General features: G+C 61.4%; 12 protein-coding genes. 6 read left to right on the top strand and 6 right to left on the bottom strand.

The genetic code is table 11. The features are described from left to right. Positions 1-11 precede the first annotated feature (11 nt). The 4 genes from P0D80_RS06490 to P0D80_RS06475 all read right to left on the bottom strand — a co-directional run bounded on the left by P0D80_RS06490 (position 12) and on the right by P0D80_RS06475 (position 6,968). Positions 12-1,313, bottom strand: a complete 1,302-nt coding sequence (locus tag P0D80_RS06490; RefSeq protein WP_408282191.1) for a TolC family protein — start codon at positions 1,311-1,313, stop codon at positions 12-14. Between the two features lie 112 nt (positions 1,314-1,425). Beyond that, a complete protein-coding gene (locus tag P0D80_RS06485) occupies positions 1,426-1,791 on the bottom strand; it encodes a hypothetical protein (RefSeq protein ID WP_408282189.1) in 366 nt (121 codons plus the stop codon). A gap of 83 nt (positions 1,792-1,874) precedes the next feature. After that, entirely contained in the window at positions 1,875-3,740 is a 1,866-nt protein-coding gene (ilvB, locus tag P0D80_RS06480) for a biosynthetic-type acetolactate synthase large subunit (RefSeq protein WP_408282187.1), read from the bottom strand. A gap of 396 nt (positions 3,741-4,136) precedes the next feature. Next, a complete protein-coding gene (locus P0D80_RS06475; protein WP_408282185.1) occupies positions 4,137-6,968 on the bottom strand; it encodes a 2-oxoglutarate dehydrogenase E1 component in 2,832 nt (943 codons plus the stop codon). 515 nt (positions 6,969-7,483) lie between these two features. Here P0D80_RS06475 and P0D80_RS06470 point away from each other — a divergent pair. After that, positions 7,484-8,512 carry a GlxA family transcriptional regulator gene (locus tag P0D80_RS06470; RefSeq protein WP_408282183.1) on the top strand — a complete coding sequence of 343 codons (1,029 nt, stop codon included), beginning with the start codon at positions 7,484-7,486 and terminating at the stop codon, positions 8,510-8,512. Between the two features lie 180 nt (positions 8,513-8,692). Then, the gene (gene mug, locus P0D80_RS06465; protein WP_408282180.1) at positions 8,693-9,229 is read left to right on the top strand and encodes a G/U mismatch-specific DNA glycosylase; all 537 of its coding nucleotides are present in this window, start codon (positions 8,693-8,695) and stop codon (positions 9,227-9,229) included. Positions 9,230-9,289: 60 nt separating this feature from the next. Here mug and P0D80_RS06460 read toward each other — a convergent pair whose 3' ends face one another. Further along, entirely contained in the window at positions 9,290-10,246 is a 957-nt protein-coding gene (locus tag P0D80_RS06460) for a LysR family transcriptional regulator (RefSeq protein WP_408176637.1), read from the bottom strand. A 78-nt stretch (positions 10,247-10,324) separates the two neighbouring features. Then, the gene (locus P0D80_RS06455; protein WP_408282176.1) at positions 10,325-10,729 is read right to left on the bottom strand and encodes a hypothetical protein; all 405 of its coding nucleotides are present in this window, start codon (positions 10,727-10,729) and stop codon (positions 10,325-10,327) included. Between P0D80_RS06455 and P0D80_RS06450 the strand changes: the two genes are divergently transcribed. The 4 genes from P0D80_RS06450 (at position 10,728) to P0D80_RS06435 (ending at position 16,074) form a co-directional block, all read left to right on the top strand. Then, positions 10,728-11,402, top strand: coding sequence for an antibiotic biosynthesis monooxygenase family protein (locus tag P0D80_RS06450; RefSeq protein ID WP_408282174.1), 675 nt, complete (start codon positions 10,728-10,730; stop codon positions 11,400-11,402). The two genes, P0D80_RS06455 and P0D80_RS06450, sit on opposite strands and share 2 nt — an antisense overlap. Before the next feature lie 419 nt (positions 11,403-11,821). Continuing rightward, positions 11,822-13,447, top strand: a complete 1,626-nt coding sequence (locus tag P0D80_RS06445) for an MFS transporter (RefSeq protein ID WP_408282171.1) — start codon at positions 11,822-11,824, stop codon at positions 13,445-13,447. 12 nt (positions 13,448-13,459) lie between these two features. Beyond that, entirely contained in the window at positions 13,460-14,539 is a 1,080-nt protein-coding gene (locus P0D80_RS06440; protein ID WP_408176636.1) for an HlyD family secretion protein, read from the top strand. Further along, positions 14,536-16,074 (top strand): efflux transporter outer membrane subunit, encoded by a 1,539-nt coding sequence (locus P0D80_RS06435; protein ID WP_408176635.1) that lies wholly within the window; start codon positions 14,536-14,538, stop codon positions 16,072-16,074. Before P0D80_RS06440 ends, P0D80_RS06435 begins: the two co-directional genes overlap by 4 nt. The last annotated feature ends 45 nt before the right edge of the window (positions 16,075-16,119 follow it).

The raw sequence follows: 16,119 nt of genomic DNA, 5'->3' as shown, positions 1-16,119 counted from the left end.
GTTTTTTCTCTTTACTGGGCGGAGGTCAGGTCGGGCGGCAAAACCTGGTATTCGAGCTGCGCCCAGACGAGGGAAACGTCCCGTTCAAGGTTCAACACCTGAAGGTCCGCTTCGAGCTGTGTGTGTCTCGCGTCCAACGCATCGGAGAGCGTGCCGGTACCCGACCGGTAAGCGGCATTGGCCAGTTGCACTTTTTGTTCGGCCGCGGGAAGAACGGTTTGTCTGGCGTTGGCTAGACGCCCCCGCCCGCTGGCGAGCTTTGCCGTCAGACTCTGGATATCCGCGACCACCTGCCGCTCGGTGTCTTCATAAACGAGCCGCGCCTGCGTACCCATTTCGGACTTTTGCTCGACGTCGCGGTCTTCGACGTTCCCGCGATGGATCGGCAAAGGGATGGAAACACCGACCGACACGTAGTCCGGGAACTTGCCACCGCTCTTGAAGTAGGTCAGCCCCCAGGTCCAGTTCGGGCTTCGGTTGCTTCGGGTAACGTCCGTGTCGGCATCGGCCAGCGAAATGGCTGCACGGGCCGCGATCAACGAAGGCTGAACCTGAACAAGCTGTTCGACGCTTAAACCCGATACGTGTGACTGGAGTGCCGGCGGCGTGCCGCCCACTTCGATCACATTGCCCGCGCCCGTCCAGCGCGACAGCGTGATCAACGCGGTCTTCTCGTCCTGCTGGGCGCTGATCAGTTCATCACGCGCATTGCCAAGCGTCAGGCTCGCCTGGGCGACATCGATCGCCGCCCCTTTTGCGCCACGGTACGACACCTGTTTTGCGGCGAGCTCCTGGCTCAGATGGTCGACCAGCGCCTGACTCAGCGCGACGGCTTTCTTTGCGTACATGGCGTTGAGCCAGGCCATCGCCACTTGCTGACGAACCTCCGCCACCTTTTCGAGGTACGTCGATTTGTCGCGCTCCACGGCACGATCGGCCAGCGTTGTTTGCAGCCGGCGCTTTGCAGGAGAAACCCACTCCTGCTGGATGCCGATGCCACGCATCGTGAAATTGTCCTGGCCGATCGTGAAGGCATTGGGTCCATTGACAGGCAGGTCCTGGACACTCAGATTCAACGTGGGATTGGGCAATTGCCCGGCTTTGACAACCACGTCCGAACTTCCCCGAACCGAGGCTTGCGCAGCCTGGATCGAGGACGAGCGACTAGTGGCTATTTGAAGTGCCTCGTCGAGCGTCAAGCCCGCGTCTTGGGCATGCGCCGCGCGGCCAGCCAGCAGGCCGAACGCAAGGAAGACGGCGCACGAGCTAGCCCAGGCGCGCCGGGATGCCGGCGTGCCGATGATGGAAAGCATGGTCTAACCTCGAATGGTCGAGCCGTGTGTAGCCGCGCGAGCGGACACACGAACTCACATCCCGAAACGGGACGACATCACCGCGTAAAAGCGGCGAACCAGAACGATGGAGTTAGAGGTACTGCGGTGGACGCCAGAGGCCATCCGGCTCGCGGATGGAGAGCGACTGTGCGTAGTGGAAGCTGACGGGAACAAACGACCCGGCGGGTCGAGTCACGGTGGGAGAAGAAACGGGGTGATAGAGGCTGCCCATCTGACACTGGGCGCTCACCTTGCACAGCGATACCTTCGACTTGGCGTGTTCACCGGACATGGGGCTTGCCGAATCGCAGCCGGGCATATCAGCCGACATGGCGGCGGTGTCGCCGGTCATGGCGGATTCCATTGGACACGCTCCAGTCGTGCCGCTTGCTGCCAGCCCACTGAGGGGCAGCATCACACACAGCAGCAAGACGAGAAGTGTCCGCAGGATTTTCATCGCCGCAAGTATAGCGCAGCCATCGGCATTGTCACGCTGTCAAAGGCGTACGCGTAAGAGCGCGTGAATCAACACGAAGTTGCTTAGAACATATCCGCAGCCGCTTGACGCTTCGTGCCCTTCCCTTTGGTTTCCGGCTCGACCCGGGACGGAATAAACGGCCCGGTGATCATATTCGCGTAGCTTTGCCCTGGTCCGACCATCGGAAAGACATCGGCATTCTCGTCGACCATCACTTCGAGGAAAGCCGGTCCGTCGAATTCAATGAAGGCCCTGAGTTGGCCTTCGAGTTCGCTGATTGCGTCAACGCGACTGGCAAACTCAAACCCGTCGGCCCGAGCTGCCATGACGAAATCCTTGCGATGAAGCGACTTGTCGCTCACGCACAAGCGCCCCTCGTAAAAGAGACGCTGCCATTGCCGGATCATCCCGTCACCGAGATTGTTGAGCAGCAGTACTTTGACAGGCACGCCGTAGGTGGTTGCCGTCTCCAGGTCGCCAATATTCATGCGGATGCTGCCGTCACCATCGATGTCGATGACAAGCGCATCCGGTCGCGCCAGTTGAGCGCCGATCGCCGCGGGCAGCCCGAAGCCCATCGTCCCCATGCTGCCCGAAGTCAGGAAACTGCGCGGCTCGACGAAGTCGAAAAATTGCGCTGCCCACATCTGGTGCTGACCGACGCCTGTGGTGACGATGGCTCGCCCGCCGGTAATTTCACTGAGCTTTTCGACTACGAACTGCGGCTGAATTGCCGGACTGCCGCGGTCATAGTTCATACCGTAGACGCGTTTCAGTTCCTTGATTCGATCGAGCCAGTCCAACGGCGGTTGCGCGGCTGGACCATGCTTCATCAGTGACAGCAAGGTATCCTTCGCGTCGCCTACGTGCGTCCAGTGCGCCCGTTTCACCTTGTTGATTTCCGCCTCGTCGATGTCGATGTGCGCAACATACCGCGCTCTGGGTGCGAATGCGTCAGGGCGGCCACCGGCAACCCGGTCATCGAATCGGGCGCCTACCGCGATCAGGAAGTCACAATCTTCGACCGCGTAGTTCGCACAGGCCGCGCCGTGCATGCCCAGCATGCCGAGCCCCAGTTCGTGTTTCACGGATATCGCGCCGAGCCCCATCAACGTGGTCACCACGGGGATCCCGAAGCGCTCCGCAAACTGGCGCAACTCTGCCGTTGCGCCGGCCGTGATAATGCCGCCGCCGGCATACAGCAACGGTCGTTTGCTGCGCGCCAGCAGATCGAAGAATTCGGTGCGCTTGTCCTCTTCGAGACGAGCGCCTTTTGCCACCATGCGAAGACGGTCGGAGTAGCCTCGAAACTCCAGCGTACCGTGCCCGTGATAGACGCCGCTCCAGTTCTGGATGTCCTTGGGCACATCCACGACAACCGGGCCTGGACGGCCGGTGCGAGCGACTTCGAATGCGGTCCGCAGCGTCTGCTCCAGCTTTGCCGGGTCGGTCACCAGAAACACCTGCTTTGCGCACGCCGACATGATGTTGAAAACGGGCGCTTCCTGGAAAGCATCGGTGCCGATCATGGCACGAGGCACCTGTCCGCATATGAGGACGACAGGGATCGAATCGCCGTTGCAGTCGGCGATCGGCGTCACCGCGTTCGTCGCCCCAGGACCTGACGTCACCATGAATACGCCGACCTTGCCGCTCGCGCGCGCATAACCCGCGGCCATGAAGCCGGCGGCCTGTTCATTGGCGGGTACCACGAGTTTGATCTGGCGCTCGGGAGTTTGCGCGTGCATTTCGTTGAAACGAAAGACGGCATCGTACGTCGGCAAAATTGCGCCGCCGCTATAGCCGAATACGGTATCGACACCCTGTTCGCTGAGCACGCGCAGGATGATGTCGGCACCCGACATCGATTCGCCGGCAGCCGGCGGTTTCAGGAGAGCGTTTAAAGCAGCGTTTGGGTTTTGGGTCATGGCTGACTCGCATGGAAACGGACGCTGACAACATCAGCGGCCAAAATCTAAGGACGATTTCTCTTCCAACTCGAGAACAGCGTATGTTCCTTACCAGCTCATGGGCGATTGCTCCGACGGGTTCTCCGTACGAAGCGCAGCCCATCCAGCACTTTTTTGATGTGCGTCTGGAAGAATCGTGAGAAACGGTTTTATTCATTCTGACAATGATTGAGGCTGCGCACACGCGTAAAAGTGCTTGTATATGGGCCAAGATAGATCGCATTTGAGCCATTGCGATGACACGCCGTCCGCGGATCTTTTTCGGTTGCATGCGAACGGTCGCCGCTGGCCGCTTATCCACGTCCCGAGCGACTGAAGGTCCGCGCGCGGTATCACCGCGAGATGCACAAGCCATTATTCCGCGAACGCACTTGAGATAAGCGCAGCCTGTCTCGCCGCATGTACCGCGTGATAACCGGGCGCCGTCGACGCGGAAGCCGCCGGCCCCGCATACCGCAATTGCGCACCCGAAGGCAGGATCTCGCGCAACTGCGGTTCAACGAAGCTCGATGCCCCCTGGTTGCGCGACTCCTCCTGACACCAGACCACGGTCTTCAGATTCGGATAACGTGCAAACTCCGCGGCGAGTTGCCTGGACGGAAACGGATACAGCTGTTCGACGCGGATGAGCGGCGTATCGTCAACACCCGACGTGCGGCGCTGTTCGAGCAGGTCGAAGTAGACCTTGCCCGAAGACACGATGACGCGCTCCACATTCGACACTCGCGACGGCTCGACCTGCGTGTCCACCAGGATCTCGCGGAACGCACCCGTGGCCAGCTCGTCGAGCGTGCTGACCGCTTCCGGATGACGCAGCAGCGACTTGGGCGTCATCACGACGAGCGGCCGGCGATCGAACACAGCCGCTTGCATCCGCAGCAAATGGAACAGTTGCGCGGGCGTGGTCGGTTGGGTGACCCGCATGTTGTCCTGCGCGCAAAGCTGCAGATATCGCTCGAGTCTCGCCGACGCGTGTTCCGGTCCCTGCCCGTCCTGCCCGTGCGGCAGGAACAGGGTCAAGCCGCTGAGTTGTCCCCACTTTGCGGCGCCCGCTGCGATGAACTGATCGATCACAACCTGCGCACCATTCGCGAAGTCCCCGAACTGCGCCTCCCACACGACGAGCGCATTGCGGTTGACCGTCGAGTAGCCATACTCGAAGGCCAACACGGCCGCCTCCGACAGAATGGAGTTCGTCACCGTAAATCGGCCACTTGCGCCGTCGATATGATCGAGCGGGATGTAGACGCCCTCCGTCCTGCTCGTGCGTGTCTGATTGTGCAGAACGGCGTGGCGGTGATTGAACGTGCCCCTCGCGCTGTCCTGCCCGCTCAAGCGGACATCGATCCCGGCGCCGAGCAACGAGGCGAACGCCAGGTGTTCACCCATGCCCCAATCGATCGGCTTTCTCCCCGCGGCCATCTCGCGGCGCGCGGTGATCATCTTGCCGACCAGCGGATGGATTTCGTATCCGTCCGGGATGGTCGAGATCTGTTGCGCCAACGCGCGCACCTGAGCGGGCAACGGAGGACCATACTGGACCGGGCCGGCATAGTCATCGAGAAACTTCGGCCATGTGGGTATTTCGTCTGGCTGTACAGATACGCCGGGCGCTTCGGCTTCTCGCGCGTGTTCGAGACTGTCTCGATGTGCGTCGAGGGTGTCCTTGACCTGATCCGGCGTCACTACGCCTTCCCTGATCAACTGTTGCGCGTACACGGTCCTCACGCCAGGGTGGCTGGTAATCGCGCGGTACATGAGCGGCTGCGTGATGGCGGGCGTGTCCTGTTCCTGATGCCCGTGCTTGCGGAAACAGACAAGATCGATCACCACGCTGCGCCTGAACGCCGTGCGATAGTCGAGCGCGAGGCGCACCGCCATGGCCACCGCTTCCGGGTCGTCAGCGTTGACGTGCAAAACCGGCGCCTCGATCATCTTCGCGATGTCCGTGCAGTAGAACGACGAGCGTGTATCGCGCGGATCCGAAGTCGTAAAGCCGATCTGATTGTTGACGACCACGTGGACCGTTCCGCCCGTGCCGTGTCCTCGGGTGTACGTCAGGCTCAACGTCTCCATCACGACGCCTTGCCCGGACATTGCCGCGTCACCGTGAATCTCGACGGGCAGCACGTCGCTTCCGTCGCCCGCGCCCGAGGTCTCGCCTTTGGCGCGCGCCATGCCTTGCACGACTGGGTTGACGATTTCCAGGTGCGAGGGATTGAATGCAAGCACGACATCGACAGGCCCGTCGGCCGTCTGCGTGACACCGCTATAGCCCTTGTGGTACTTGACGTCGCCGGCCGGCAGAGGGTCGCCGCTCTTGCCCTCGAACTCGTCGAAGAGCGCGCGCAAAGGCTTGCCGGCAATGTTCACCAGCACATTCAGACGCCCGCGATGCGCCATGCCCATCACCACCGTGCCGACCTTCTTCGATGCGCCATAGCGAACCAGCTCGTCCAGCAACACGATCAACGATTCGCCGCCTTCCAGCGAGAAGCGTTTTTGCCCGACATAGCGCGTGTGCAGGTACTTCTCCAGTCCTTCAGCAGCCGTCAGGCGTTCGAGGAACCGTTTTTTCTCCGCTACCGAAAACGAAGGCCTCGCGCGCGTCGACTCAAGTTGCATTTGCCACCAACGCCGCTCGCCGGCATCGCTCAGATGCATGAAATCGGCGCCGAGTGTGCCGGAATAGGTCTGTTCGAGCGCCGCGACGATCTCGCGCAGCGTTGCGTCTTCGTCGAAAAGAAACGTGTCGGCCGTGCTGAATCGCGTGGACATGTCTGCCGCCGACAAGCCGTAGAACGCCGGCGTGAGTTCGACGGAGGCCTGCGGCGGAGTCCACAGCAGCGGGTCGAGTTTCGCCTTGCGCGTGCCGACCATGCGGAACGCGGCAATCAACGACTGCACCGCCACCTGCTTTCTGGCGATCGCAAGACCGTCTTCGAGCGTCGTCTCCGTAGCGCGCGAGCGCTTGCCCAGCTCGACGAAGGTGGAAACGACAGGCGCATGCGGTTCGTCATCGCGGTCGCTGCCGTCGATGGCGGGGGTTTCGCGCAACGCATCGAAATACGCGCGCCACTCATCCGCGACCGATGCCGGGTCAGCCAGGTAGAGTTCGTACTGCTCCTCGACATAGGGGGCGTTTCCCCCGAACAGGAAAGAGCTTTGAATTTTTTCCATCAGCATGATGAATCTGTCCTCGATTCGCGTCCGGTCTGAACTTCGACCGTGACATGGGTTGAGGCGGCTGTAGCCTCATCGTGGCCAGTCCGGCGTGCAACCAGGGGCTAAGGACGGACGACCATTTCGCCGACGACAGATTCTCTGGTGCGCCCGAGCTTTAAGATCCCAGCCGCATTGATGAGATAAAGCATAGGTAGTCGGCACGGCGACCGTGCGCATCGTTGGCGCCGTCGCGGGCCAATAGAGGTGAGATTTGGGCCACGTAGCCAGTGTTGCCCCGCGCGTCGGCTGCGAACAGGGTCATGAGGGGCGCCGCAATGAACCGCGCTCTCCTGACTCCGCCCTTGCGACGGCCAACGAACGGGTCTGCGCGCCGCTTTACCAGTATTTCCGGGCTTGCATACCCGCACTTCGTGTAATAAGTGATTTTCGGCGCGACGCATTTATCCCGTGGCGCTTCGCTCTTATAGTGGCTCCAGCGGACACGAAGTCCGGCAACGAGGAACGAGGGTCACGACATGAAAGTCGCCATTGTTGTATTCGATGATGTGCAGGCGCTGGATGTTGCGGGCCCTCTGGACGTATTCGCGGAAGCCAACACATTTCTCCCTGAACACCAGAAGTATGAGGTGTTTCTGCTGGGTAACGAGGCCGGCACCGTGTCGTGCTCGAACGGGATGCAACTCGCGATTCCGTATAGCTATGCGGACTTCGACACGCCATTCGACTTGCTGCTGGTAGCAGGCGGACCGCGGTTGCCCAATGCCGAGCCGCGGCCCGAGTTTCTGAAGTGGTTGCAAGACCAGGCGCGCGGCGCAACCCGCTTCGGTTCCGTTTGCAACGGTGCATTCGTGCTCGCACACGCCGGGCTGCTCGACGGCAAGGACGTGACGACCCACTGGGCAGATGCGGATCGCCTCGCTGACGAATTCCCTCAGGCACGCGTGCAGCCGGACCGGATCTTCATTCGTGACGGACGCCTCTTTACCTCTGCCGGCGTGACGGCGGGCATAGACCTGTGTCTTTCGCTGGTCACGGAAGACTGGGGGCACGAACTGGCCGTGCGGGTTGCGAAACGCCTGGTGGTCTACATCCAGCGAGAAGGAGGACAGTCTCAATACAGTCCTTACGTCGGAGTACGGAAGGACCAGGATCCGATCGTCGGCAAGGTGCTCCGGTACGTGACCGAGCACATTACCGATGCGTTATCGATCGAACAGCTTGCCAGCGCTGTTTCAGTCAGCCGCCGTACGTTCTCGAGGCTATTCGCGAAGTATGCCAAGGTGACGCCGTCCGCGTTTGTCGAGCAGGTTCGCGTCGACACCGCGAGGAAGTTGCTCGAGGAGACCGATGCGCCTCTGAAGACCGTGGCGTTCAATTGTGGCTTTCATAGCGCCACGCATATGCGAACCACTTTCTTCCGACGGCTCAACGTTACGCCCAGACAGTATCGCCAACGATTCCGCGGCACGGTAGGCAAGCAGCAGTGGGCATCTAGCGAGGTCGAGGAGCAAGTCGAAACAGCAGAACTGGAAACTGTCGATTAGCTCTCGGGTCTACCGAGTTGGGCTGGCAAGAATCGGGACACATTTGACCTGAAATCGACGCTCTTGCCGCTTGTCCGTCGTGGCGGCGTGGTTCAAACTGCGCTCGTGGTGTCGTCGAGGTAGCCTGTTGTTGCCACTCGGCGCCTCGAATGTACATCTTGAATAGGCCTACACCCATCCGTGACTCGCTCCGATTCACTTCAATCTCTTCCTGATCTGCTTGAGCCGGGTTTATCCGTTGTATTTTGCGGCATCAATCCGGGCGTCCGCGCGGCGTCGAGCGGCCGCCACTTTGCCGGCAGAGGCAATCGGTTCTGGCGGACCGTTCATCTCGCGGGTTTTACTCCCGAACAGATTGGTCCCGAAGACGACCACACGCTCCTGCAGTATGGTTGTGGTCTCACCACGGTGGTCTCGCGTCCGACCGCACGAGCGGATCAGCTATTACAGTGGGAATTCAAAGCGGCCGCGACGGAGTTCGAACGGAAGATCGAAGGATATGCGCCGCGATGCGTTGCCTTCCTCGGAAAGATGGCGCTCAGCGCAATGTCGGGCAGCCGCGACATCCAGTGGGGACTTCAACCGGCCACATTCGGCGGCGCTCGCGCATGGGTGCTGCCCAATCCCAGTGGCCTGAACCGGACTTTCAGCCTCGATGCGCTGGTGACCGCCTATCGGGAACTTCGTCTTGCAGTCGCGCCGGCCGGTTCGGTTTGAGCTTGAAGAATTCGCCGCGTGGACTAGCCCGCACGATCCGACTTGCCTCATCAGCATGCCCTATTTGACCGGACTCAAGATTCCAGAGGTCCCATTCATCGTCACCGCGGTTTCCATGTGTTGAAGATGCACGTTTCTGCGCAACGTCTCGGTGACGAACTCCACGAAGGCTCGAATCTTACCGCTTGCGCCTCGCCGCTCCACATGCAGCAAGTTGACCGGCGTCGACTCGGGCTCGAATGCCGTCAAGATTGGCAGCAGCGTTCCATTGAGTACCTCGGACGCCCCCTGGTAGGAAAACAATTGCGTTATTCCCACGCGGTCGACGGCTGCCATAACGGCCGCCGGCGCCAGGTTGACGATCATTCGTGGCTGAACCCGGACCGATAGCCTCAAGCCGTTTTCATAAAACGTCCATTCGAGAGGATTCGTCACTCCCGTGAGGGACACGCAGTGATGATCTGCAAGCTCCCTGGGATGAACGGGTTCTCCATGCGCCACGAGATAAGCCGGGGCCGCGTAGGTTCGACGCCGTACAAAACCCAACGGAATGGCATATATCGAAGAATCGCCCAGGTGGCCTATCCGGATGGCGATATCCACGCCCTCCTCCAGAAGTCGCGTGGTGCGATCGACATACACCGCGTTGATGCTGACGTCCGGATAACGCTGGGCATACGCATCGATTAGCGGAGCGATGAATCGCTGGCCAAACAGCACCGGAGCAGAAATGGTCAGTGTGCCTACCGGGTTGTCCTGGCAAGCCGCGACATCGGCTTCTGCGTCCGTGACGGCATCCAACACCTTGCGGCAGGCATCGAGGTACGACATGCCTGCCTCTGTCGGTCGGACTGAACGGGTTGTTCGCGCCAGCAGTTGCGCGCCCAAGCGGGCTTCGAGCGAGTTGAGCGCCCGCGAGACCGCAGGCGCCGACATTCCGAGTTTCTCCGACGCGCTGGTAAAACTGCCTCGGTCGACAATGGCTACGAAAACCTCCATCTCACGTAATCTGTCCATCTTGATTCCAACTTGAATGTGTTTTCAGCCTGCCAATAGATCTACGCCCTCCTCACGGGGACGCGGCGTCATCGGGCGCTAGGAAGATGCCGCAATAGTAAGCGCCATGTCCTGCATGGTGACGCTCTCTTTCCGCGGCTGACTCGAAGAAGACCACGAATGGCCGATTTCGCACTCTTTTAACGAGCAAAGGAAGTGGCCTTCGCGATATCCCATCTCAGTCGGATTTTGTTTGTTAGCCAAACGGAAAATGACCGTTTCCGGATCGGCGCTTCGCCTGGGTGATCCGTGATGAGCCAGCCTGGCAAAATTCGCGCATGGAATGGCCCAATACGCGGCCTGATGAGGCTTCAAGAAGCCCTCTCCATCTCCGACAATCAAATGACCCATCGCGCGACAGTCACATGGTGATGAATCGACTGCATCGCTGCGGTTACCTGTCCCCACATGACCAGGCATCCTCAACCAGACGAAGGAATCCATGTTTTCTGCAATGCTCGAAGTCAATCCGTTATCCGAACAATTCGACGCCTATCTCGGCATGGCCAAGATGCTGCGCCCGGAGCTCGAAGCGATCGATGGTTTCGTCGACAATACCCGCTACGCAAGTCTGACACGCGAGGGATGGCTGCTTTCTCTATCGAGCTGGCGCGATGAGAAGTCGCTGATACGTTGGCGAGTGACGACGAACCATCACAAGGTGCAGCAGGCGGCGCGCGATCGCGTCTTTGCCGACTACCGCTTGCGCATTGGCCAGACCGTCGCGGATACGTGCGTCCCTGCCGGGCAGACGTTGATCGAGCAACGCCTCGACACCACCGAAACGGGAGTAGGCAAGGCGATAACGCTACTCGATGCCACGTACGCACCGGATTGGGTCAAGCTGGTGAGCGCGGACGCGGTTGCGCAATCGCTGGGACTCGATACGAAGGCGCCCGGTCTCGTCGCCTGGGACGCATTCGACGCGTTGATGACACCCGGCGACGTCATCGCGGTAGCGACGTGGGAAGACCTCGCGGCCGCTGAAGCCTTCGAGCGCAATACGACCCTGCCGAAGTTCGTGCGCCTGCGGCACATCCGCGTTGTCCGGGAGTACGGAATGTTCGATCGCCGCGAGGCGCCTCAATACTTCGCCGAGGCGCAGCCCAAGGCGTGAGCCGGACGCCGCGCGAATTCGGCATTTCTGTAACGAGGCGGCGGCCAGTGGCGTAATGGTATGCCGCTTCCGCATTCGCGCGATTCATCTACGGTTACCCTCGGCCGCTACAAAAAGGTGGCTGTTCGTGCCGCCCCATGTCGGTGAAACGTGTTCTGTTGACCGAATGGAAAAGATTCATTGCCGGGGGTTCGCACGTTGCCCAGGGAGCGACAATGACATTGGCCAGATTCGCGCACGAAATGGCCAGATACGCGACATGTGTCAGCTTTAAGAAAGCCGGGCCGCCTCCTAGAATTCATAAAACCCATCGCGCGGCGGCAATACGTTAGCGAGCCGGCTGGATCTTCGCGAACACCGGGCATGGCAGGAAGATTTTCCGACGGAATGCCCCATTAAACACTGGTAGCCGGACCCCTATGAACACCGCCAACCCATCGATAACTGGAACAGGAGATGCGAAGCTCGCGCCATCGTCGACGCCGGTCTCTGTGCCCCAGACAGGAACTCCTGTGCAGCAGACGCCCACCGAAGCCGAATTGCCACTGCGCCTCGCTATCGGCCTGATCGGAATGCTGCTGGCGTCGCTGCTGGCCATACTAAACGAACAGGTCACCGCGGTGGCACTCGCTGATATTCGCGGTGCGTTCTCGATCGGACGAGACGATGGAACCTGGCTGACCGCGCTCTTCGAGGCGACGAACGTGGCCACGATGGTATTCGCGCCGTGGTTCGGCGTGACGTTCACGCTGAAGCGATTCACGATCGGCGCGGTGCTGGCCGTGATGTTGCTTGGATTTCTGTGTCCCTTCGCGCCGAACCTGCTGACGCTCTATGTGTTGCGTGCGCTGCAGGGCGTCGCAGGCGGATGTCTGCCGCCGATGCTGATCATCGTCGCGCTGCGTTACCTGCCCCCGAGGGTCAAGTTATACGGACTCGCGGGCTACGCACTCACCGCGACCTTCGGACCGGCGCTCGGCACGCCGCTCGCCGCGTTGTGGACCGAATATGTCGGCTGGCAAATGGCCTTCTGGCAAATCGTGCCGCTTGGCCTCGTGAGCTGCCTGGCGATCTACAAGGGGCTTCCAGCCGATCCAACCAGACTCGAACGCTTCCGTTCATTCAACTGGACCGGATTCCTGCTCGGCTATCCCGCCATCGCCATGCTCGTCATCGGCCTGCTGCAGGGCGATCGGCTTGACTGGCTGAATTCGACGTTTATCTCCACGATGTTTTGCGGCGGGACGCTGTTGTTCGTGGCATTCCTTGTCAACGAGTGGTTTCATCCGCTGCCGTTTTTCAAACTGCAACTGCTTGCCCGCCGGAACTTCGCGCACGGGCTTCTCACACTGGTCGGCGCGGTGATCCTGCTGGTGGGCGTCGCCGCCATACCCGGCCAGTATCTCGCGCAGATTCACGGCTACCGGCCGCTGCAAACCGCGCCGCTGTCGTTGCTCGTCGCCATTCCGCTATTGATTGCGCTGCCCGCGACCGCCGCGCTGCTCAATCTCCGGCAGGTCGACCACCGCTGGGTCATGGCCATTGGACTTTGCCTGATCGCCACCACGTGCTTTCTGGGGAGCTTCATGACCTCCGAGTGGATTCGCGAGAACTTTTACTGGCTTCAGTCGCTGGAGATCGTTGCTCAGCCCATGGTGATCATGGGCATCCTGATGGGCGTCACGACCGGCCTGCCCCCAACGGAAGGTCCGTTTGCCTCGGCCATGTTCAACACGCTCAAAACATTTACCGGCGCAGCGGCAACCGGTCTCATCGATGGGCTCGGTACGGCACGCGAGCATTTCCATTCGAGCATGCTGGTGGACCACCTGGGCAACAACGCGCTGGTCACGAGCCAGAGCATCGATGCGGCTCACAGCATCGGCGAACTCGCGCACCGGATTCACGAGCAGGCCGTCGTGCTGACATCGGCGGATCTCTATCGCGTGATGGCGGGTATCGCCGTCGCCTTCCTTTTCGTTATTCCGGTGTTACCCGTGCGCGTTTATCCGCCCTGGAGCACAACGCCCCCCTCTTCCCGCTAGGCGACGCTATCTATGTCATCCGCTACCCGATTTCCTCCCAGAACGATCCGTCTTGCCGCGTATGTGCTCATACTCGGCGTCGCTGTACTGGCGGCCTGCCTTTGGCTATTCACCGGCTCGACCAGCGAGACCACCAATGATGCCTATGTGACGGCCGACTTTACGCTGGTCGCGCCGCGTGTCGCGGGCCAGCTTTCCGAGGTGCTCGTCGAAGACAACCAGCAGGTGAAAGCCGGGCAACTGCTGGTACGCATCGACGACCGCGACTTCCACGCCGCGCTGATGAGTGCGCAGGCGGACGTGGCGGCGGCAAAGGCATCGGTCGCGAACTACGAGGCCGAGATTGCGCGGCAGCCCGCGCTCGTCGATCAGGCGCGTGCCACGCTTCGCGCGGATGACGCGACGCTCGAGTTTGCGCGTGCGAACGCCTCGCGCTACCGCAATCTGTCGGAAACCGGCGCGGGCACGACGCAGGAGCAGCAGCACGCCGCGAGCGCGCTGGCCGAGGAACTCGCGCAGCAGGCCCGCAACCGGGCCGCACTCGTGGCGACCGAGCAGAACCTCGACGTGCTGAAGACCCAGCGCGACAAGGCAGCCGGCGCGCTGGCCCACGCCGAAGCCGCGCTCGAACAGGCGAAGCTCAACCTGTCGTATACGGAGATCCGCGCGCCCGTCGACGGCAAGGTTGGACGGCGTTCGGCACGGGTCGGCGCATTCGTGACGACCGGCGCGCCGCTGCTCGCGATCGTACCGCTGTCGGACGCCTATATCGTCGCCAACTTCCAGGAAAACCAGCTCGCACGGATGCGGCCCGGCGACGCTGTTCGGATCAAGGTCGACAGCTTTCCGGGCGAAGTGATCCGGGGACACGTCGATAGTCTTGCCCCCGCCACAGGTGTGAGCTTCGCGCCTATCGCGCCCGATAACGCAACGGGCAACTTCACGAAGGTCGTCCAGCGCGTGCCGGTCAAGATCACGATCGACCACGGACAACAGGCCGCGTCCGCTTTGAGCGTGGGCCTGTCCGTCGAAACGGAGGTCGCCGTCGGCAAGCGTGCCGATATGCGCATCGCGGGAGCGGACGCGAAATGAATGCGAGCGACTTCTCCCTCCGCACACCGGCGCTCGCGTTGCTGCTGAGCTCCCTGCTCACGGGCTGCCTGGTCGGCCCGAACTTCGAACGTCCGCAGACGGCGACGCCCGACGTGTTCAACCGCACCCAGACCGCGCAGGCTTCGAGCAAAGCGGTCGAATCCGAATTCAGTCCGCAATGGTGGACGCTGTTCAACGATCCCGTGCTGGACTCGCTGGAGAACCAGCTGAGCGATGCGAATCTCGACGTCGCGGCCGCGTCGGCGCGCCTGCGGCAAAGCCGGGCGGAACAGCGCATTGCCGGTGCCGAAGAATATCCGACGCTGGCCGGCGCCGCCTCCTATAACCGCGAGCGCGGAAGTCCGAACGGCATCCTGTCGCTGCTTGGCGTCACCCCGACGGGAAGTCAGCCGCAGTCTGCATCGGGCAGCGCGCCGCTAGGCGTGGCGCCGTTGCCGGGCGCCAAAGGCTCGCCCGCTTACGATCTCTACCAGTTCGGCTTCGATGCATCATGGGAGCTCGATTTCTGGGGTCGTGCCCGACGCGGAGTCGAGGCCGCGTCGGCGCTCGCCGATGCGTCGTACGAGGACCGCAACGCGATCCTGTTGTCCGCCCGCGCCGAACTCGCCCGCGACTACATCCAGTTGCGCGACACGCAAGCGCTGCTGCAGATCGCGAAACAGAACCTGGAGATTGCGCACGACGCCACGAAGCTCACGCAAACGCGGGTGCATGAAGGTGTCACCACGGAGCTGGATGTAGCCAACGCGATGGCCCAGGCGGAGTCGATCGAAAGCCTGATCCCGACGCTCGAATCGCGCAACGAGACCACCATCAATGCGATTGGCGTGCTACTGGCGAAGGAACCTGGCGCATTAAAACAGATGCTCGCCGAGCCGCACGATGTACCGGCACTGCCTGATCAGGTGCCCATTGGCGTGCCGTCGGAACTGGTGCAGCGCAGACCCGACATCAGGAAAGCGGAGGCTCAGCTGCACGCGGCCACCGCGACGATCGGCATGGCGAAGGCCGACTTCTATCCACGCATCTCGCTGAACGGCAGCGCCGGGTTCCAGAGCCTGCAGCTCTCGAATCTCGCCGACTGGGCGTCCGGGCAGTTTGTCGTGGGACCGTCGATCACGCTGCCTATCTTCGAAGGCGGACGCCTCAAGGGCACGCTTCATCTGCGCGAGGCACAGCAGCAGGAGGCGGCGATCGTCTACAAGCACACCGTGCTTCAGGCATGGCGCGAGGTGGACGATGCGCTCGTCGTCTATGACGCGGAACAGCGGCGGCGTGATCGCCTGAAAACGGTCGTGAGCCTGAACCAGCGTGCGCTGTCGATTGCGCGGCAACGGTACAAGGCGGGTGCGGTCGATTTTCTCGACGTGCTGAACGTGCAGAAACAGTTACTCGATGCGCAGAGCAACCTCGAACAAAGCAAGGCCGACGCCGACGCGAATCTCATCACGTTATGCAAGGTGCTCGGCGGCGGGTGGGAGTCAACGTATGCCAGACAGGACAGTGCGCATTGACGTGGCATGCTATTGCGTGTGATTGTGCGCTGGCCATGAGCTGAC

This window comes from Paraburkholderia sp. RL17-373-BIF-A (assembly GCF_046030175.1).
Classification (GTDB): Bacteria; Pseudomonadota; Gammaproteobacteria; order Burkholderiales; family Burkholderiaceae; genus Paraburkholderia.
This window is presented reverse-complemented; position numbering and strand designations above follow the sequence as displayed.